The organism is Thalassobacillus sp. B23F22_16, assembly GCF_043496955.1.
GTDB lineage: Bacteria > Bacillota > Bacilli > Bacillales > Halobacillaceae > Thalassobacillus > Thalassobacillus devorans_A.
This window is the reverse complement of record NZ_JBIEKD010000015.1, coordinates 60,253-79,052: the sequence shown is the minus strand read 5'-3', so window position 1 is coordinate 79,052 and position 18,800 is coordinate 60,253. Positions and strand designations below refer to the sequence as shown.

The window sequence follows — 18,800 nt, the reverse complement described above, 5'->3', positions numbered from 1 at the left end:
AGGACGTACGATGAAATCAAACGACGTTTATCATAACAGCTTCAAATCACAATACCGCGAGCCTTTCGGTGCAGCACCAAAAGGCTCCAATGTGACCCTTACCATTGATATCCATAACCGCTACCGCATTTCAAGCGTCATCCTTCATTATATTTTGGATAAAACGGACAAAGAACAAACGCAGGAAATGGATATCTATAGTGAGCAGCATCAATACTCCGGCTATGAAACTACCATCACTATGCCAGAGGAACCACAGCTGGTCTGGTACTACTTTGAATTCAAGCTGGAAGATGGCACTTTTTTTTACGGACGTCGGAATATCGAAGAAAGCGGTGATGGGGTTGTGTATGATCATGTTCCCCCGTCTTGGCAGATTACCGTCTATAACCCTGACTATGAAACTCCGGAATGGTGGAAGCATGGGACCATCTATCAGATTTTCCCTGACCGCTTCTATGCGGCTGGTGAACGCGAGCTTGCCAAGGCTCCGAAGACAAGCCTGATGCACAGCCACTGGGAAAATGATCCGATTTATATCCGTGATGAAAATGGCGCGGTCGTCCGATGGGATTTTTTTGCGGGGAATATCCAGGGAATAATCGAAAGGCTCGACTATATAGCATCACTCGGTGTCACGGTGATTTATCTGAATCCTGTATTTGAAGCGGAAAGTAACCACCGCTATGATACCGGCGACTATCATACGGTCGACCAGCTGCTTGGGAGCAATGAAGATTTGGCAGAACTTGTTCAGAAGGCTGGTGAATATGGGATTGAAATTATGCTCGACGGTGTCTTCAACCATACCGGCAGCAACAGCATCTATTTCAACCAACGCGGCCAATATGATTCGGTAGGAGCCTATCAATCGAAAGAATCGCCTTACTATTCCTGGTATCTCTTTCATAACCACCCTGATGAATACGAGTCCTGGTGGGGTGTCGGGACACTTCCCACCGTAAATAAAGACGATGAAAGCTACCAGAACTTTTTGATTCATGATGAGGAAAGTGTCCTGAAGTTCTGGCAAAGACACGGCCTGAAGCACTGGCGTCTCGATGTCGCTGATGAATTGACCGACGATTTGATTAAGCAAATCTACCAGCAGCTGAAAAAAGAAGATGAATCCAGCGTGTTGCTGGGAGAAGTGTGGGAAGATGCCACGACGAAAATCGGCCATGGCAAACGCAGGGAGTATTTCCTTGGCGGTGTATTGGATTCGGTCATGAACTATCCGCTGAGGGGACTTATGCTGGAGTTCATGAGTGGCGATGCTGATGCCCATGACGTGGAACGCCGGTTGTTGACTTTGAGCGAACATTATCCAAAGCACTACTTTTATGCCTTGATGAATATGTTATCCAGCCATGATGTTGAACGGATCAAGACGATGCTCGATCAGTTTTTGCCGGGAGATATGCTAGCTGACGACAAAGCTGTAATCGTTGATGCCCAGGTGAAAGCCCTTAGTTTGTGGCTCTATACTTTCCCGGGAGTACCATCGCTTTACTACGGTGACGAAGCAGGCTTGACCGGGGGGAGCGATCCTGATAATCGGAAGCCTTATCCGTGGGGAAGAGAAGATGATAGCCTGGTAGAATGGTATAAAATGATTGGGAAGTGGCGCCGGGAACATTCGGCATTACGAACAGGCTGCTGGAAATCTCATTCCCTTCATCATGATGTGTATTCTTTTGAACGATGGATTGAAAATGGCGTTGACAATTTTGGCGGGAGTGCCAGTGATGAACATATGATTTATCTGTTCAACCGTCATATTCATGAAAGCCGGGAAGTGACATTGATGGTGAGAAAAGGGAAGTGGCAGCATATGGAGAATAAAAAGCGTGTATTTAAAGCAAAAGACGGCGAGCTCACGATAACACTCGGGCCATCGGAAAGCATGCTGCTCCGTCATATGCATTAATCAAAGGTCACCCTTGCTCTGATGGCGAGCTAAGGGTGGTCTTTTTTTGGGTAGAAAAGGGCCCTTTATGAGACAAACTTACAGTATGTGAGAAAGGCTAGTGCATATAAGCGACAATATGGAACGCAAGAGTGACAATTTCGAGAATAAGAGTGACACTTTTGAAAATAAAAGAGACAGATAAAATGATATAAGAGAAAATACAGCGGGATAAGCGACAATAAATACAGAAAAGGCAGCGAAAAAATCGCTGCCTTTCGTAGTTAATAGACGTTGAAATATCTGGCATCGGGATGAGCGAATACGATGGCGGTGACGGAGGCTTCCGGCTCCATCATGAACCCATCGGTCAGCTCGACGCCGATTTGTTCCGGCTTAATCAGCTGAAACAATTTTTCCTGGTCCTCTAAATCGGGACAGGCCGGGTATCCGAAGGAATAGCGCTGTCCTTGATATTTGGCCGAGAACCGCTGCTGCATTGTAAAATCAGTTGGATCCGGGAAGCCCCATTTATCACGCATCAGCTGGTGGACATGTTCGGCCAGGCCTTCTGCGGTTTCGAGTGCCAGTGCCTGCAAGGCATGGCTTTCCAGGTATTCTCCTTGTTCCTTTAATGCCTCTGCACGGTCGCGAATTCCTTTTCCGGCAGTGACGGCGAAGAACCCGACATAATCCATCTCTCCACTGGATACCGGACGGAGATAGTCTGCCAGACAAAGGAATGGTTCCCGTGGCTGGCGCGGGAATGTGAACCGCTCGATTTCCGTCTTTTCATCAGCAGGATCATAGATGATGACATCGTCCCCATCCGATTGAGCAGGGAAAAATTGATAGAGAGCAGATGGTTCAATCCAGCTTTCTTTTTTAGCTTTCGTCAACAAATCGTCAACGACTCCCTTCAAGTGGACGGCTTTTTCATTCTTCTCAGCTATCAATCTGGAAAACTTGCCTTTCAGTCCAAGGTGGTGACCGATCAGCATCTGCATATTAATGTACGGCTCTATATGGTCGACCGAATAATCCCGGAGCACATGATGTTTGTAATCCTGTGGCTGGTAGACAGGTACCTCAGTTGATACCGAAGACTTCGGTTTGACAGCCACAGCAGTAGCTCCCTGAGATTGTTCCCGATCCGAGTTTTTAGCTAAAGCTGCCTGCTGTTTTTGATGAAGCTCACCTACCATTGCTTCTCTCTCTTCCTCATTACTGAGGCGATTCGATAATGCTAAACCATCCATTGCATCCTTCGCGTAGAAAACCGGCCCTTCGTATTGCGGGAGAATTTTCGTCAATGTGAATTTACGGGATAAAGCAGCTCCGCCAACAAGGATGGGAATGGAAATCTTTTGCTGGGTCAGATCCTGTGCTGTCAGCACCATCTGCTGTGCGGATTTGACGAGCAGGCCGGACAAACCGACAAAATCAGGGTTTTCTTCATTGATTTGATTGATTAGCTCTGAAGGAGTGACTTTAATGCCAAGGTCGACCACTTCAAAGCCATTATTACTTAAAATGATCTCAACAAGGTTCTTTCCAATATCATGAACGTCACCTTTGACGGTGGCGAGCAGGACTTTCCCTTTTTTATTAGAGGTATCCGCTACTTCCATGTGGGGTTCCAGAAAAGCGACGGATGCCTTCATCACTTCGGCACTCTGCAGGACTTCTGCAACGATCAGCTGGTTATCGTTGAACAGGCGGCCTACTTCAGCCATACCGTCCATAAGCGGTCCATTGATCACCTCTAGTGGTGTAGCGTATTCTTCAAGTGCCTGTTCTAAGTCAGGTAGCAGTCCTTCTTTCGTACCTTCCACAACATAATGCGCAAGCCGCTCGGCAAGTGTCATTGTCTCGGTTGGCACTTTCGTCTCTTTTTTCTTCCCACGGTAAAAGGCAGTGAACTCTGCCAGTGTTTTGTCATTTGTATTAAACAGCAATTGATTGGCCTGTTCAATTTCTTCTTCTGGAATCGAAGCATATCTCTCTAACTTCTCCGTATTAACGATCGCGTAATCCAGTCCCGCCTTGGTGCAGTGGTAGAGGTAGACGGCATTAAGCACCTCACGTCCTACTGGTGGCAGGCCGAATGATACATTGCTGACACCTAGTACCGTCTGACACTCCGACAAATCTTCTTTGATCAAACGAATCCCTTCAATAGTAGCCTCGGCAGAACCGATATACTGCTCATCACCAGTACCGACAGGGAAGACAAGTGGATCAAAGATGATATCGGATGGATCAAGCCCGTATTCGCCAACGAGGATATCGTAAGAGCGTTTGGCTACCTGGAGCTTTCGTTCCGCAGTGACGGCCATCCCTTCTTCATCAATGGTGCCGACAACAACGGCCGCTCCGTATTTTTTCACGACAGGCAGTACTTCTTGGAAGCGTTCCTCTCCGTCTTCAAGGTTTATTGAATTGATTATCGCTTTTCCCTGGGAATATTTTAGCGCCTTCTCGATAACCTCTACATCCGTTGAGTCAATGACCAGGGGCACCTTCACTTTGTTGACGACTTGCTTCATGAAAGCTTCCATATCCTGCGTTTCATCACGGTCAGGATCGGCAAGACAGATATCAATGACCTGGGCGCCTTTTTTTACCTGGGCTCGCGCAATTTCCGATGCTTCCTCAAACTTTTCCTCGGCAATCAGACGCTTGAACTTACGGGAGCCGATGACATTGGTCCGTTCTCCGACAAGAATCGGCCGGTCATTTTTGTCATCATATAGGAATGGCTCGATTCCGGAAACAGAATGGGGGTGGGAGTCCGGGGAGGTCCGTGGTTCCAGACCTTCTACAGCTTCCGCAATCGCTTTAATGTGGTCCGGTGTCGTACCACAGCATCCCCCGACAAGATTCAGCCAGCCTTTTTCAGCAAAACCGGCAATTTTCGCTGCGAGTGATTGTGGTGTTTCATGATAGTTTCCTTCTTCATCGGGAAGGCCTGCATTGGGATAGCAGCTCGTTGCCGTTGTCGCCAGATCAGACAGGGAGCGGAGATGGTCACGCATGAATTCCGGTCCGGTGGCACAGTTCAAACCAACGACGGCAGGGTTCATATGTTCCAGGGAAATATAAAAAGCTTCGATGCTTTGGCCGGCAAGTGTCGTACCCATCGGCTCAATTGTCCCCGAAATGATGAGCGGCAGTTCAGTGCCCGTGGTTTCAAAAGCTTTTGTAATGCCAAGGTAAGCTGCTTTAACATTCAGCATATCCTGGGACGTTTCTAAAAGCAGCAAGTCGACACCGCCGGTAATCAGGCCGCGAGCCTGTTCTTCGTAGGCTTCTGCCAAGGCATCGAATGTTGTACCGCCTGTAACAGATAACGTCTTAGTTGTCGGTCCCATCGCTCCAGCTACATATCGCGGTTTGTCTGTACTGTTAAAAGATTCAGCTGCTTCTTTAGCAATTTGTGCTGCTTTGATATTGATTTCCTCAGCTAAGTGGCCAAGGTCATATTCATCCAGGACAAGGCTGGTCGCTCCGAAAGTATTAGTCTCGATAATATCGGCGCCAGCTTCCAAATATTCGGTGTGAATCCGTTCCAGTACATGGGGGGCGGTAATGTTCAAATATTCGTTGCATCCGTCGTAGGCTTCTCCGCCAAAATCTTCCGGTGTCAGGTCTGCCTGTTGAAGCATCGTTCCCATTGCACCATCCAATATTAGTATTCTACTGGCAAGGTGTTCCTTAAATGATGTTGATGCCATTGGAAATCTTCCTTTCCTGCTTTGCGGTTTGTTGTTTGATGTATTCCGTCAATTCTACCGTCATTTCATAACGTAGAAAAGGGGTGATTAAATAGATGCCATTAAACAAATCAAGCGCCGCATCAATCAATGATTTGGCGATGGCAATTCCTTCTTCCTGGGAACGTTCTTTGTCATGGCTGTGTTGTTCCATGCTCTCCCGTATTTCAGGTGAAAGCTTGATGCCTGGAACCTCATGATGCAGAAATTCCGCGTTTCGTGAGCTGGTCAGCGGCATAATACCGATATAAACCGGTGTATCGAGATGCTTCGTAGCTTCATAGACTTCCACGATCTGCTTTTCGCAGTAAACCGGCTGACTGATGAAGTAATCAGCCCCATAAGAAATCTTTTTCTCTAAGCGGCCGACTGCCCGGTTCAAATTACGCACATTCGGGTTGAATGCAGCAGCAACAGAAAAATCAGTTTTTTCTCCTAGTGATTTACCAGAGAAGGAGATGCCTTCATTGAGCTGCTTGATGTAGTGAATCAGGTCGAATGACGATAAATCATATACGGAGGTGGCCCCGGGAAAGTCGCCAATTTTCGTAGGGTCACCGGTCACGGCAAGGACCTCGCGGATACCAAGTGTATGCAGTCCCATCAGGTGCGATTGCAGCCCGATCAAATTCCGATCACGACAGGCGATATGGACAAGCGGATTGATCTCATATTCCTGCTTGATGATTGTTGCCATCGCTGTATTGCTGATTCGGGGAGAGGCGAGAGAGTTGTCTGCTAGTGTTACCGAATCGACTCCAGCATCTCTTAAAGCCTTTGCCCCGCGCAGATATTTTTCTGTATTCAGTTTTTTCGGAGGGTCCAGTTCGACAATGATGGAACGCTGTTTCTTTGCGATTTCATGAAGGTGTTCCTCACGATTACTGTCATCTACCTGCTTAGGCACAGGTGGCTGTTTAATAGATACTACTTTCTCGGTAATCGGCTTTCTGCCTTTTACTTCTTTAGCGACCGCAGCAATATGCTCGGGAGTAGTCCCGCAGCAACCGCCGATCAGACGTGCTCCCTGCCGGTATAAGTCCAGCGCGCTTTTTTGAAAATAATTTGGGTCATTGGGATAAATTAATCTTCCATCCTCGTAATCTGGCAGACTGGCATTCGGATATGCAGAAAGCACTGCTTTTTCCGGTAGTGGAACATCTTCGAGTGCTTGAATCATATGATAAGGACCAAGACGGCAGTTGACGCCGACAACATCAGCACCTTTTTGTTCCAAAAGGTGAAGCGCATCTGCAAGCGGTGTACCATTTTGCATAACGCCGGGTTCATGCATCGATACTTCCGCAATTAATGGAAGATCAGTTTCCTGCCGGGCAATCTCTAAAACGGTTGTCAGTTCTTCCAGGTCATAGAAGGTTTCAAAAATCAATCCGTCTATATCTTCCATCAGCAGGCAATATAGCTGCTCGCGGAAACTGCGTTTCAATTCGTCCATTGTTGGTATTTCTTTTTGAATATCCCGAATGCCTCCGATGGTGCCTACGACATAGGCATCTTTACCGGCGGCTTCCTTTGCCAGGTGTACGGCTGCAGTATTGATCGCTTTTACGTGATCTTCCAGCCCGTAGCGGGATAATTTAATATAATTGGCTCCGTACGTATTGGTCTGAATAACATCAGCACCGGCACGAACATAGGCTTTATGCACATTTCGTACTTCTTTCGCATGGGACAGGTTCAGTTCTTCAAAACAGCGATCCACCCCGTAAGAATAGAGCAGGGTCCCCATCGCGCCGTCTCCGATTAATGTCTTTTCCTGTAGTGCTTGATCTAATTTCATTCGTTATCCTCCTAGTTCGACTTCTTGCTTGGTGGTTTGTTGCAATGCCTGGTCAAAGTCTTTTATGATATCTTCGGCTTTTTCCAGGCCGACAGATAGACGGAGCAGACCATCGGTAATACCGCGTTTCAGCCTTTCCTGTTCAGGCATGGAAGCATGTGACATCTTCGCCGGGTATGAAAGAATCGACTCGACAGCTCCCAGGCTCACTGCAAATACGGGAATTTCCACATGTTTAGAGAATTCACGGACAGCAGCTGCATCTTTCAACCGAAACGAAAGGACAGCACCGGGACCGTCTGCCTGATAGTTGTGGGTCGAAAAACCAGGATGAGTGGTTAGGCTTGGGTGATATACTTCTTCCACCAATGGATGCTCGGCTAGATACTGTGTGATTTTGATGGCTGATTCAGTCGACTGTTTCAACCGGCAGTCCAGTGTCTTCAGTCCACGTAAAACGAGCCAGGAGTCATGCGGACCAAGAATCGATCCAAAAGCATTCTGTAAATACGGGAGCTGTTCGGCAATCTCCGGATGGTTTGTAACGGCAAGGCCAGCCACAACATCACTATGACCTGCAATGAATTTAGTAGCACTGTGCAGGACCAGGTCGGCGCCCAGTTCCAATGGCCGCTGCAGGGCTGGAGTCATGAATGTATTATCCACGAATGTGTAGCAGCCGTGCGCTTTTGCTAGTTTAGCGACAGCACTGATGTCGGTTATGTTTAAGAGCGGATTAGCTGGTGTTTCGATGTAGACGATTTTGGTATTCGGCTGAATGGCTGTCGCTACCGCATGCAAATCCGTCATATCGACGAAAGTATGCTCGATTCCGAACCGGTGCAGGACCTCGTGGACCAGTCGGAATGTCCCACCGTAGACATCTTCCGTAATGACTACGTGATCGTTTTTTGACAACATCATGAACGAGGTGGAAATGGCAGCCATACCGGATGCGAAAGCAAGCCCTTTATCGCCGCCTTCCAGTCTGGCGATTTCCTCTTCCAGGGCTTCTCTTGTCGGGTTGCCGGAGCGGCTGTAGTCATATTTTCCTGGATTATCAAAGTCTGCTTGATGAAAAGTTGACGCCTGCTGAATCGGCACGCTCACCGCACCTGTGGTCGGGTCGAACTTATGATTACCGTGAAGAACGCGTGTTTGAAAAGAATACGAATGATCGGTCATGTACAATTCCTCCTCGTTGAAAAATCATAGGTAAATATAAAAAAAGCCTTCCCATAAGAAGAAGACTTTTGAATGAATAAGTTCCTCTCCTTATCTTCCAAGCTGCATCACACAACTTGCTGGAATTAGCACCTTTCTGGTCATACCAGTGGTTGCTGAGGCTTCGACGGGCCAGTCCCTCTGCCTCTCTAGATAAGAAATCATCGAGTAAGTATTTAATTGGTTCTCACTAACTTACACTAAAGCGGTGAATTTTACAAGGGTAAGAAGTGAATTTTTCGAATTTTCTAGTAGAAGAGAATGATTGACAACGGTGTAATCGGGGAAGGTAAAATAAGAGAAGCACTTCTATCGAAAAGGAGAATTAGATGATGAGTGAAGAAAAGAATTATAATAAAAAACTAAAGAACTTCAATCCCGGCAAAGCAGTGGAAACCGGGCGTAAATATTTTTCCGAGCGTAAGTTTTTTGCCAAGATGGGCCGCTATGCATTATTGCTCGGTTCTAAGATCGCTTACTACAGCTTCCTTTTGTATTACACATTCAAGAGCCCAAACACTCCGAAGAAAGACAAGCTTACGATTGCGGGTGCACTTGGTTACCTGATATTCCCAGCCGATGTCATTCCTGACTTCATTCCGGTCGTGGGTTTTGCGGATGACAGCCTTGCTATCATCTATGCCATATACAGTGTTGTTTCCCACATCGATGCGTCGATCAAAGCACAGGCCCATGCCAGCATGGCCAAGTATTTCGGCGAAAACTTCAGTAAAGCCGGTATCGATGATAACCTATTGTTTAATCAATCTGATAATGATGACGAAAATCATTCACAGGCACAATAATTTACAGGGCAAAGCGCTAATATAATTATAACCTCGCAAATATATCAGGGAAGTAGCAAATAAAATTCAGGCTGCCCTCTTTAAAATAATGCAGAATTCAATCCCCTCCAGAGGCGAGGGGATTTTGATTTGCTGTCAGCACCTATTTTGTTATAGGATAGAGCGATAAGATAAAGACTAAACTATTAGTAATACATGTAAAGGAGATTATTATGGCTGAAACAACACACCAACATCTACGAAAATTTCAAGAAGCAACTAAAGATAAAGGACGACTGCTGATTTGCTGCCCCGACCAGCCTGGGATCGTAGCAGCCGTTTCTAATTTCCTTTTCCAAAATGGAGCCAATATCATGGAGTCCAGCCAGTATACAACGGATGCCTATGAAGGAACATTTTTCTTACGGATTGAATTTGATTGTCCTGGACTGCAGGGAAAAGAAGAAGAGATGAAGAGCAAATTTCAAGCGGTAGCTGAAAACTTTAACATGCAGTGGGATATGAAATTTGTTTATCAGCTGAAGAGAACCGCAATTTTTGTATCCAAACAATTGCATTGCCTGCGTGAACTGTTATGGGAATGGCAGAGCGGTGACTTAGTAACCGATATTGCGGTTGTTGTCAGCAACCATGAGGATGCCAGGGACTTGGTAGAATCATTCGGTATCCCGTTTCATCATATTCCAGCCAATAAAGATATCCGTAAGGAAGCAGAGAAGAAGCAACTCGAGCTGCTGGAAGATTACAATATCGATCAAATCGTCCTGGCCCGTTATATGCAAATCCTGACTCCTGACTTCGTAGCTGCTTATCCATCCCAGATCATCAATATCCACCATTCGTTCCTGCCAGCATTCATTGGAGCGAATCCTTATGGCCGTGCCTATGAGCGAGGGGTAAAACTGATCGGTGCCACCTCCCATTATGTCACTAATGATCTGGATGAAGGGCCGATTATTGAGCAGGACATCATGCGTGTCGACCATCGCGATAATGCAGAAGACTTGAAGAAAATCGGACGAAAAGTAGAACGCAGTGTGCTTGCTCGCGGTGTGAAATGGGATTTAGAAGATCGCATTCTCGTGCATCAAAATAAAACAATCGTATTCAATTGACATATGTAAAAAACTGGAGGACCCGGGGTGTTAGAAAAAACATCCCGGGTCCTCCAGTATATAGAAGTTGCTTTAATTTGGTTGTCGGTTATCGGCATAAACAGCCATGGCATCTGCCATAAATTGAGCCAGGCCATCACCGAACTGATCGATATTTTTTGTGAAACGTTCGTCGGCGATATACATTTGGCCCAAACCCTTGAAAGCCTCTAAAGAATAGCTGCCAATCTCATTTAAGAGCAAATACCATTTAGCAATAGCTTCTTGTGCTTCCTTGGAGGCTGGGTCCTTGTGCCGGATTGTCGCCAATTTCCGGTACAGGTCATTGACTTCCTCCTGTTTTGCCTCACTCATTCCTTTGGTCTTTTTGTTAGCGTCATCTACTGCCTTATCACCCCAGCGTTCTCTTGCCTCTTGTTCATAAGGATTGCGACTGAAGTCAAATCCTTTGAATTTATCTTCCGTAGTCATGTCAATGTCTCCTTTCCAATGTCGTAACGTTTTTTCAACCGTATTAATCACCTGATCGAGGCGTCGTCGTTTTTCCACCAGCATTTTCCGGTGCATTTCCAGTGCCTCCTCACGGTTGAAGGAAGGGTCCTCGAGGATAGCTTTGATGCATTTCAGCGGGAAACCTACTTCTTTAAAAAACAGGATCTGCTGCAGCTTTTCGAGGTTGTCATCAGAATAAACCCGGTAGCCGGCATCTGTAGTTATATCTGGTTTAAGTAATCCAATTTCATCGTAATGATGTAGCGTACGCACGCTGATACCAACCAGGTCGGCGACTTCTTTTACTTTCATGTTTGGATCCCTCCCTTCAGATTCACTATAAGCTATCACGTAACGTGAGGGTCAATACCTTTTATAAAAATCAAGAGGGAGGTTTATATTATCTGATTTAACACGCGTCCAGGGGCGGTCATTATCCCATTCAACAGCTAAGGGAAGTTCAAAGGTTTGTTGCAAATAATCCCTGGTTAACGTGCTATATTTTTCTCCACTAGCTACTATACTGCCAGCATGAAGCAGTAAAGCATGGGAGATCGACGGAATGACTTCTTCGATATGATGAGTAACGTATATTAAAGTGGGACCATCAACAGCCCGATTCATTTGATCGATAGTCTGAAGCAGCTCTTCCCTTGATAAAATATCCAATCCACTGCAAGGTTCGTCCAGAATTAATAGTTCGGGCGATGCCATCAATGCCCGTGCGATCATGGTTTTTCGTTTTTCACCCTGGGAGAGGGAAGAAAATTTTTGCCCGGAAAGGTTCTCGATTCGGAATTGTTCTAAAAGGCGTTTAGCCCTTTTCCTATCAGTCGGTGTGATTTCATCATAAATACCAATGGTAGCATGTTTTCCACTCAAAACTACTTCTATGGCAGTTTCTCCGCCATGATGTTTGAAGCGTTCTTCCAAGGACGTGCTCACCCAGCCGATGGATTTACGCAGTTCCAATATATTTGTTTCACCAAAACGACAGCCTAATACGTTAACTTCTCCGTTTGTCGGCCATTGGTAACCGGTAATCATATTGAGAAGTGAGGTTTTACCGGAACCATTCAACCCCAACAATGCCCAATGCTCACCTTTTTCTATATCCCAGGAAACAGTCGTTAAAATTGTCTTTTCCTTTTGTTTCCATTCAATTCCTTTTAGCGAAATAATTTTTTCATTCATCCCTGTACCTCCTAGATGTGTGCGTTAAAGTAAAACATTCTCGATAAGGTAGTAAAATCCTTTTTCTTAAGCGACAAGGATATTAATGGAAATATAAGATGCGATATATGCTAAAGTATTAAGTGAAGAAAAGGAAGATAGGTAAAGAGAGGGGATTATCCGAATAACTCCAATATACGTAGCTCGTAAATAACCTGGAAATTACATAAATTCAGAATAGATGTAAAGGGAGAAGTCGAATATGAAACTAGTAAAACATAATCAAAAAGCATGGGATAAAAAAGTGGAAGAGGGAGTCGTCTACACAAAACCTGTGAGCAGTGAAATTATTGAAAAAGCGAAAGCGGGGGAGTGGGGAATAACAGTTACTACAGAAAGGCCGGTACCACGCTCCTGGTTTCCATCTTCTTTAACAGGAGTGAAAATTCTTTGTTTAGCTTCCGGGGGAGGACAGCAGGCACCTGTGCTGGCTGCGGCTGGAGCCGATGTATCGGTGGTCGATATATCCGATATGCAATTAGAACAGGATAGGCTTGTGGCCGAGCGGGACGGTCTATATCTAGAGGCGATACAAGGCGATATGTCTGACTTGCATTTTTTTAAGAATGATTTATTTGATATTATCGTGCATCCGGTTTCGAATGTTTTTGTGGAAGATATTTTGCCTGTGTGGAAAGAGACTTCCAGGGTTTTAAAGACAGGTGGTACGCTGATATCAGGCTTTACAAACCCCTTGTTGTACCTTTTTGATGATGAGCAGGAAGAGAAAGGCATCCTCGATGTGAAACACTCGCTCCCATTCTCCGGTTTATCGGCAATTTCGGAAGAAGAATTACAACGTCACTTGGATAATAATCTGACGATCGAATTTGGGCATACATTGGAAGAGCAAATCCAAGGCCAAATTGATGCTGGCTATGCAATCACTGGTTTTTATGAGGATGATTTTGGTGGTAAACGGATAATCGATCACTATATCAAAACGTTTATTGCTACAAAAGCCGTCAAAATGTAATAACAAAAGAGGGTATCGGGTCGAATTTGAAAATTATTGCGCGGGAAATAATTGATTAAGTCGGTAATATGGTGGGTTTGTCGAAGAGGAAGTGCATGGAAAATTCCATGCCATTCCGTATCGGGTGGCGATATGGACAGCATTAACCACCAAATAGGTACAATAGAAGGAAGCAGAAAGTTTAGCGATGAAGCTTTAAAAAAGAAGATATTGAGCAGATATATGCCATTGTGAAATGGCGGGATAGTCAAAAAGAAAGGGATTTAAAAGAGAACATAGAATTATATGACAGAGAGGCCGATAGCAATGATTGAACTTCAATATTTCACCCAGGATGATTTTGACCAGCTAATCCGATGGGTAGATTCTGAAAAATTTCTGATGCAGTGGGCTGGTCCTTCTTTCAACTACCCATTAGATAAAAGTCAATTGAGCGAATATCTTAGAGGAGCCAATGATGATCAGACAGATAAACTAATTTACAAAGTCGTCCATACAGAGACAGGTGCCATGATTGGGCATATTTCGCTTGTGCGTATTGATAGAGAGAATCATTCTGCAAGAATCGGCAGAGTGCTGGTGGGAGATCAGAGTTATCAAGGTCAGGGGATTTGCAGACAAATGATTGAAAGAATTGTAAAAATCGCATTTGAAGATTTAGAACTGCACCGTGTGAGTTTAGGTGTTTTTGACTTCAATTCCGCAGCTATATCATGTTATCAAAAGGCAGGTTTTAAGAAAGAGGGACTGCTTCGTGATTACAGGAAAGTCGGAGATGAATATTGGAGCCTGTGGGAGATGAGCCTGCTTGAAGACGAGTGGTCGGCTCGCATTAACTAGAAAATCTGGATATGGGGGTTATCAGCATGCCGGTTTGTGATCATTGTAAGAAGAAATGGACATGGAAAGAGACGGTTTTCAGTAAGTTGATGCTGAGCAGTAGTGCACCATGTCCTTACTGTGGAGAAAAACAGTATGCATCTGCGAAGACACGGAAGCGGGGAGGCATTATGGTGTTATCTGTCATAATACCGATGTTTGTCGTATCATTATTTGATTTCTCCATGTTGTTTTATATTTTATTTGGGTTGATCGTATTCTTTATTGTCATGGGACTATCCCCATTTTATTACGAGCTTAGCAGCAAAGAAGAATCATTGTGGTAATTATATTTATATAAACCGTTGAATTTAAGTGAAGCTGTATAAGTAGAAAGAGCTTCATCGGTCAGGAGGAAAACAAGTGAAAGTCACATTTTCGTTGGCTTTGTTTCTCACTATAGGTCTGTTGCTTGCTGGTTGCGCTCACAATAATAAAATGGACTTTTATGATAAAACAAATAGCAGTAATTTATCTGAAGAAAATATCCAAGAGATTTCATTAGGGTTCCCGGAACAAAAACTGCTGGAAACTTTCGGTACTCCTAAGGAAGTAGAGACGGTAGATAATCCACCAAGCCGCCACTTTATTTATGAGAATATAGAATTCCAGTTGGAAGAGGGGAGTATAAGTGGCTACATACTTACTCACGAGCGCTATGCTACTGCCCGAAATGTAACCATAGGTGACACAAAAGAAGACGTTATTGAAACCTATGGAAAAAATTATTATGAACGGTCAGATACAGGAGCTACCGTTATTGGTTACTTTGATAAACGGCGGAATCAGAATATAGAATTCGCATATGATGAGGAAGTTCTTGAGGGAATCATGGTTTCCACTATAAAAAGCGGAGCACAGTAATATGCAGCTCCGCTCTAACACATCATGTGAGGTCGTGGTATCTTTTTTCGTTGGAACGCCAGCTGACCCAGCCGTATAAAGCTCCGGCAATCAGACCGATGACAATCCGCTGTACGACATAATCGAATGTAATGCTGTCTTCCCGAAATGCCTGGAACAGAAGAGAAACAAGTACAAATACGCCCCCGAATCCAAGTAATCCATAAAGTGCTATGTATTTTCCTTTACCCGCTTGTCTTGTTTTTTCCCACTTAGCTTTTTTGCGATCGTCTGTCATTTTTTCACCACTCTCTATGGTTTGCTACATACGCATGTTTCTATAAAATAATTATACCAAAATGATAAAGTGATATAATAGGATGAAGTGGTTGCTTATTTTCGAAACAATATTGGATAGATTGGAATAAAAATTTAAGCAGGGCAGGTGGTCAGATGTATTTGACGATACAGGAAACTGCTGAATACCTGGATATCCCAGTATCTTATATTCACAAAATGGTACTGGAAAACAAAATAAAAACGATTGATGACGGACAGCAGGTATTGATTAATAAGGACCAGTTTTCAAATTATTTTGAGCAAGTGGAGAAGTACCGTGCTACGCTTCAGGAATATTTGAGCGACCCGCTTCCACCTGATCCGGATATTAAAGATGAAGACTGAAAAGCAGAGCCACTGTGCTCTGCTTTTTACTTGCCATGAACCACTCCCAATTCTCGCTTTAAATTGGAACTTTATCACATTAACGTGAAAAACTAAGGATAAGCAAGCATACGCCATGCTATTTAACGTAGAAGAGGTTATAGCAGAAATGTTACCGCTTTATTGCCGTTTGAGAAATAATCTTACATCCTTAATAATCAGAATAATCAAATTTAAAGGAGTGGTACATTATCAGCATGACAGTCGAAAAAGAAAAAGTAGTTTATTCTGTAGCAGAAGAAGAAGCAATCGGTTCATTTTCCTTAATGTCTCAAGAAGAAGTAGATCAGGCAATAAATGAGGCCAGCGGTGCTCAAAAGGCCTGGGCCGAGACAGAGGTATATAAACGAGCGGACATTTTACATAAATGGGCCGATCGTTTACTCGAACAACAAGAAAAAATCGGTACAATGATTTACAAGGAAGTTGGCAAAAACAAAGCTTCTGCCATGAAAGAAGTCAAGCGTACGGCCGATTTGATTCGCTATACTGCCGAGGAAGGCTGCCGTATCCATGGCGACATGCTCCGTGGAGATTCATTCCGAGGTGGGAGCTCTAATAAAATAGCGATGGCGGACCGCGAGCCTCTTGGTGTAGTTTTAGCCATATCCCCTTTTAACTACCCAGTTAACTTAGCCGCATCAAAAATTGCCCCAGCATTGATTTCTGGAAATGCAGTGGTCTTCAAACCAGCATCCCAAGGTGCGTTAAGTGGCCGTCTTATGATTGATGCTTTACTCGAAACGGAAATTCCTGAAGGCATTGTCCAACTGGTCACAGGGAAGGGCTCTGAAATTGGAGACTTTATTGTCACTCATCCAGAAATAAGCATGATCAGCTTTACAGGAAGCACAGAGGTCGGTCAATCTATCTCTGAAAAAGCAAAAATGATTCCAGTGGTTCTCGAATTAGGTGGTAAAGATCCAGCAATCGTGTTGGAGGACGCTGATCTTGATCTGGCTGCCGACCAAATCGTCAGCGGTGCTTATTCCTACTCCGGTCAGCGCTGTACAGCCATCAAGCGCGTTCTGGTTGCTGATGCTGTCGCCGATCAGCTTTCTGAGAAAGTTAAACAGAAAGTGGAGGGACTGACCGTGGGAAACCCGGAAGACGACGCGGCTGTCACTCCGCTGATTGATGACAAGGCAGCGGACTTTGTCCAGGGCTTGATTGATGACGCCCTTGAAAAAGGTGCGACATTAGTAACAGGTAACAAGCGGGAAGGCAAATTGATTCACCCGACACTAATTGATGATGTTACTTCCGATATGGACATTGCCTGGGAAGAGCCATTCGGGCCAGTACTTCCGATCATCCGAATCACGGATGAAAAAGATTTCGTAACCCTTGCCAATGAATCTCAATATGGCTTGCAGGCGAGTATTTTCACAGCCGATGTCCAAAAAGCAATGGAAATCGGAAGAAAGCTGCATGTTGGTTCTGTTCAGTTAAATGCAAAAACCGAGCGTGGCCCGGATCATTTCCCGTTCATCGGAGCCAAAAACTCCGGACTAGGTGCACAGGGCATCCGTCGGAGCATTGAATCCATGACCCGCGATAAGTTATTTGTGCTCAATATGTAAAGTGAAAACGCCAACCGTGGTAACCTCACGGCTGGCGTTTTTTACTTTGTTTAACGATTCTGCCATGTAACCTGTCCAGCTCTTTTCCGCGGTCGCGCCGCCTGATACCAATGGAGGCAAAGCAGGAAAATGATGACGACATCGATCATATCACCACCGTAATACATTAGCTTTCCGCCTGCCTGCGCCTGGTCAGCTGCTACTCCTGCAGGGGGATTGGCATAAATATACTTTGATAATATCCCATGGACTGCGAGAGCAATAACCAGCACTATCCCTCGGTAAAGGTAGCTGTGCCGGTGCGGAGTCGGATCGAAATAGAGCATCGAAATGGTAAATAAATATCCTGCTAAAAACACATGAATGTGTATGAAGACATATAATAGCAAGCTGTGATGCATCAGCATATATAAATCCGTCGTGTATAACAACCATAGACCGCCGATGTTTAGTATCGTTGCTGTTATAGGGTCGCTAAGAATACGGAGCGGCTTGCTGCGGAGCAATTTTGTCAGTCGCCGAGCGGTTTTTACTGGCAACGTTCTCAGTAGTAAAGTCATGGGAGCGGCCAGGGCCATTAATAAAGGTGCCAGCATTCCTAAAAAAAGGTGACCAAGCATGTGTGCGGTGAAGTCAACATGTGCACGCTCTGCTAGAGGTCCTGCCACAGAGAGGATGGCAAAAGACGTTCCAATCCCCCATAGAATGCTTCGATAAAATGGCCAACGTCTGTGGCGGCGGTTGGAAAGAAAAACTGCCAGCATGTAAAGTCCCAGCAACAATACAAAGGGAACACCTAATAGGAAAGCTGCAATTGTATTATTCATTGGAAAGTGGGTTAGTCACTCCTCCCGTACCTGCCTTCCGCCGGGTCTTTAACAAAATAATAGAACCGGCAATGACCATAAGTACCGCTGTAATATTCCACACCAGGTCATAAGGCAGAATGTTAACATTGTAACGGATTTGGTGGAGCTGCATAAGTTTGTGCTGGACAGTCCCATCATACAATTGGAAGACGCCCATTCCTAGCAATACACCTCCCAACCACCTTGTTTTCCATAGCGCCTGCCGGCGACGGAGATCGGCATACATGAATAGCCCGCCAATCGTTGCAAACCAGCTGAATGCATGAAAAAAACCATCCGATACAAGCCCCATTTGGGTAGTTGATTTATCATAAAAATGGTGCCAATTCAGGAGCTGGTGGAAAACAGCTTCGTCAAAGAAAGCGACCAGCCCAAGTCCAAATAAAAAACCTGACCATAGATTGCGAGCATAATATGGATTTCGAGCACCGTTAGCCATACAATCCTCCTTCTAAAGATATTTGTAATGGTTTATATCCTAATAATGAAAAGATGAAACAATTCCCCGAGAGAATGCATGACAACTTCCGGATATCTGTAGTGTGCATATGCTGTTAGGAGATTGAAGTTG

17 protein-coding genes and 1 riboswitch are annotated in these 18,800 nt (G+C 44.9%); of the genes, 9 read left to right on the top strand and 8 right to left on the bottom strand.

Translation table 11 applies throughout. From position 1 onward, the window contains the following. Positions 1 to 10: 10 nt before the first annotated feature. Complete coding sequence (locus tag ACGTNI_RS12935) at positions 11 to 1,930, top strand: glycoside hydrolase family 13 protein (RefSeq protein WP_394463030.1); 1,920 nt, start codon at positions 11 to 13, stop codon at positions 1,928 to 1,930. Positions 1,931 to 2,193: 263 nt separating this feature from the next. Here ACGTNI_RS12935 and metH read toward each other — a convergent pair whose 3' ends face one another. From metH to metC, 3 genes are read right to left on the bottom strand one after another with little or no spacing between them, the layout of a single operon-like run. Next, complete coding sequence (gene metH / locus ACGTNI_RS12930) at positions 2,194 to 5,646, bottom strand: methionine synthase (RefSeq protein ID WP_394463027.1); 3,453 nt, start codon at positions 5,644 to 5,646, stop codon at positions 2,194 to 2,196. Beyond that, positions 5,627 to 7,486: a bifunctional homocysteine S-methyltransferase/methylenetetrahydrofolate reductase gene (locus tag ACGTNI_RS12925; protein ID WP_394463024.1), complete on the bottom strand. Its 1,860-nt coding sequence runs from the start codon at positions 7,484 to 7,486 to the stop codon at positions 5,627 to 5,629. Before ACGTNI_RS12925 ends, metH begins: the two co-directional genes overlap by 20 nt. 3 nt (positions 7,487 to 7,489) lie before the next feature. Further along, positions 7,490 to 8,671: a cystathionine beta-lyase gene (gene metC, locus ACGTNI_RS12920; protein WP_394463022.1), complete on the bottom strand. Its 1,182-nt coding sequence runs from the start codon at positions 8,669 to 8,671 to the stop codon at positions 7,490 to 7,492. 87 nt (positions 8,672 to 8,758) lie between these two features. Next, positions 8,759 to 8,870, bottom strand: a riboswitch (SAM riboswitch). Between the two features lie 172 nt (positions 8,871 to 9,042). Between metC and ACGTNI_RS12915 the strand changes: the two genes are divergently transcribed. Together ACGTNI_RS12915 and purU are read left to right on the top strand one after the other, a co-directional pair. Then, a complete protein-coding gene (locus ACGTNI_RS12915) occupies positions 9,043 to 9,516 on the top strand; it encodes a YkvA family protein (protein WP_394463020.1) in 474 nt (157 codons plus the stop codon). A 212-nt stretch (positions 9,517 to 9,728) separates the two neighbouring features. Then, positions 9,729 to 10,631, top strand: coding sequence for a formyltetrahydrofolate deformylase (gene purU, locus ACGTNI_RS12910; protein ID WP_394463018.1), 903 nt, complete (start codon positions 9,729 to 9,731; stop codon positions 10,629 to 10,631). A gap of 72 nt (positions 10,632 to 10,703) precedes the next feature. Here the strand turns inward: purU and ACGTNI_RS12905 are convergent, their stop codons facing one another. Both ACGTNI_RS12905 and ACGTNI_RS12900 read right to left on the bottom strand, forming a co-directional pair. Further along, positions 10,704 to 11,435: a MerR family transcriptional regulator gene (locus ACGTNI_RS12905; protein WP_394463016.1), complete on the bottom strand. Its 732-nt coding sequence runs from the start codon at positions 11,433 to 11,435 to the stop codon at positions 10,704 to 10,706. Positions 11,436 to 11,486: 51 nt separating this feature from the next. Further along, positions 11,487 to 12,317 (bottom strand): ABC transporter ATP-binding protein, encoded by an 831-nt coding sequence (locus ACGTNI_RS12900; protein ID WP_394463014.1) that lies wholly within the window; start codon positions 12,315 to 12,317, stop codon positions 11,487 to 11,489. A gap of 241 nt (positions 12,318 to 12,558) precedes the next feature. On the opposite strand from ACGTNI_RS12900, the gene ACGTNI_RS12895 reads away from it, so the two are divergent. From ACGTNI_RS12895 to ACGTNI_RS12880, 4 genes are all read left to right on the top strand, one after another. Then, positions 12,559 to 13,332, top strand: coding sequence for a class I SAM-dependent methyltransferase (locus ACGTNI_RS12895; protein WP_394463012.1), 774 nt, complete (start codon positions 12,559 to 12,561; stop codon positions 13,330 to 13,332). A 306-nt stretch (positions 13,333 to 13,638) separates the two neighbouring features. Continuing rightward, a complete protein-coding gene (locus ACGTNI_RS12890) occupies positions 13,639 to 14,172 on the top strand; it encodes a GNAT family N-acetyltransferase (protein ID WP_394463010.1) in 534 nt (177 codons plus the stop codon). A gap of 26 nt (positions 14,173 to 14,198) precedes the next feature. Next, positions 14,199 to 14,498, top strand: a complete 300-nt coding sequence (locus ACGTNI_RS12885; protein WP_394463008.1) for a TIGR04104 family putative zinc finger protein — start codon at positions 14,199 to 14,201, stop codon at positions 14,496 to 14,498. 76 nt (positions 14,499 to 14,574) lie between these two features. Further along, positions 14,575 to 15,075 (top strand): hypothetical protein, encoded by a 501-nt coding sequence (locus ACGTNI_RS12880; protein ID WP_394463006.1) that lies wholly within the window; start codon positions 14,575 to 14,577, stop codon positions 15,073 to 15,075. A 22-nt stretch (positions 15,076 to 15,097) separates the two neighbouring features. Here the strand turns inward: ACGTNI_RS12880 and ACGTNI_RS12875 are convergent, their stop codons facing one another. Continuing rightward, positions 15,098 to 15,352: a hypothetical protein gene (locus tag ACGTNI_RS12875; protein ID WP_394463004.1), complete on the bottom strand. Its 255-nt coding sequence runs from the start codon at positions 15,350 to 15,352 to the stop codon at positions 15,098 to 15,100. A gap of 155 nt (positions 15,353 to 15,507) precedes the next feature. Between ACGTNI_RS12875 and ACGTNI_RS12870 the strand changes: the two genes are divergently transcribed. Then, positions 15,508 to 15,738 carry an excisionase family DNA-binding protein gene (locus ACGTNI_RS12870; protein ID WP_394463002.1) on the top strand — a complete coding sequence of 77 codons (231 nt, stop codon included), beginning with the start codon at positions 15,508 to 15,510 and terminating at the stop codon, positions 15,736 to 15,738. 236 nt (positions 15,739 to 15,974) lie between these two features. Continuing rightward, on the top strand, positions 15,975 to 17,360 hold the full coding sequence (locus tag ACGTNI_RS12865; RefSeq protein WP_394463000.1) for an NADP-dependent glyceraldehyde-3-phosphate dehydrogenase: 1,386 nt from the start codon (positions 15,975 to 15,977) through the stop codon (positions 17,358 to 17,360). Between the two features lie 50 nt (positions 17,361 to 17,410). On the opposite strand, the gene ACGTNI_RS12860 is transcribed toward ACGTNI_RS12865, so the two are convergent. Further along, positions 17,411 to 18,187: a cytochrome c oxidase assembly protein gene (locus ACGTNI_RS12860; RefSeq protein ID WP_394462998.1), complete on the bottom strand. Its 777-nt coding sequence runs from the start codon at positions 18,185 to 18,187 to the stop codon at positions 17,411 to 17,413. Continuing rightward, the gene (locus ACGTNI_RS12855; RefSeq protein ID WP_394462996.1) at positions 18,180 to 18,668 is read right to left on the bottom strand and encodes a DUF2243 domain-containing protein; all 489 of its coding nucleotides are present in this window, start codon (positions 18,666 to 18,668) and stop codon (positions 18,180 to 18,182) included. Before ACGTNI_RS12855 ends, ACGTNI_RS12860 begins: the two co-directional genes overlap by 8 nt. Between the last annotated feature and the right edge of the window lie 132 nt (positions 18,669 to 18,800).

Coding starts and splice junctions, on each gene's coding strand:
- ACGTNI_RS12935 (WP_394463030.1), top strand. CDS start 11: ATGAAATCAAACGACGTTTATCATAACAGCTTCAAATCACAATACCGC.
- metH (WP_394463027.1), bottom strand. CDS start 5,646: ATGGCATCAACATCATTTAAGGAACACCTTGCCAGTAGAATACTAATA.
- ACGTNI_RS12925 (WP_394463024.1), bottom strand. CDS start 7,486: ATGAAATTAGATCAAGCACTACAGGAAAAGACATTAATCGGAGACGGC.
- metC (WP_394463022.1), bottom strand. CDS start 8,671: ATGACCGATCATTCGTATTCTTTTCAAACACGCGTTCTTCACGGTAAT.
- ACGTNI_RS12915 (WP_394463020.1), top strand. CDS start 9,043: ATGAGTGAAGAAAAGAATTATAATAAAAAACTAAAGAACTTCAATCCC.
- purU (WP_394463018.1), top strand. CDS start 9,729: ATGGCTGAAACAACACACCAACATCTACGAAAATTTCAAGAAGCAACT.
- ACGTNI_RS12905 (WP_394463016.1), bottom strand. CDS start 11,435: ATGAAAGTAAAAGAAGTCGCCGACCTGGTTGGTATCAGCGTGCGTACG.
- ACGTNI_RS12900 (WP_394463014.1), bottom strand. CDS start 12,317: ATGAATGAAAAAATTATTTCGCTAAAAGGAATTGAATGGAAACAAAAG.
- ACGTNI_RS12895 (WP_394463012.1), top strand. CDS start 12,559: ATGAAACTAGTAAAACATAATCAAAAAGCATGGGATAAAAAAGTGGAA.
- ACGTNI_RS12890 (WP_394463010.1), top strand. CDS start 13,639: ATGATTGAACTTCAATATTTCACCCAGGATGATTTTGACCAGCTAATC.
- ACGTNI_RS12885 (WP_394463008.1), top strand. CDS start 14,199: ATGCCGGTTTGTGATCATTGTAAGAAGAAATGGACATGGAAAGAGACG.
- ACGTNI_RS12875 (WP_394463004.1), bottom strand. CDS start 15,352: ATGACAGACGATCGCAAAAAAGCTAAGTGGGAAAAAACAAGACAAGCG.
- ACGTNI_RS12870 (WP_394463002.1), top strand. CDS start 15,508: ATGTATTTGACGATACAGGAAACTGCTGAATACCTGGATATCCCAGTA.
- ACGTNI_RS12865 (WP_394463000.1), top strand. CDS start 15,975: ATGACAGTCGAAAAAGAAAAAGTAGTTTATTCTGTAGCAGAAGAAGAA.
- ACGTNI_RS12860 (WP_394462998.1), bottom strand. CDS start 18,187: ATGAATAATACAATTGCAGCTTTCCTATTAGGTGTTCCCTTTGTATTG.
- ACGTNI_RS12855 (WP_394462996.1), bottom strand. CDS start 18,668: ATGGCTAACGGTGCTCGAAATCCATATTATGCTCGCAATCTATGGTCA.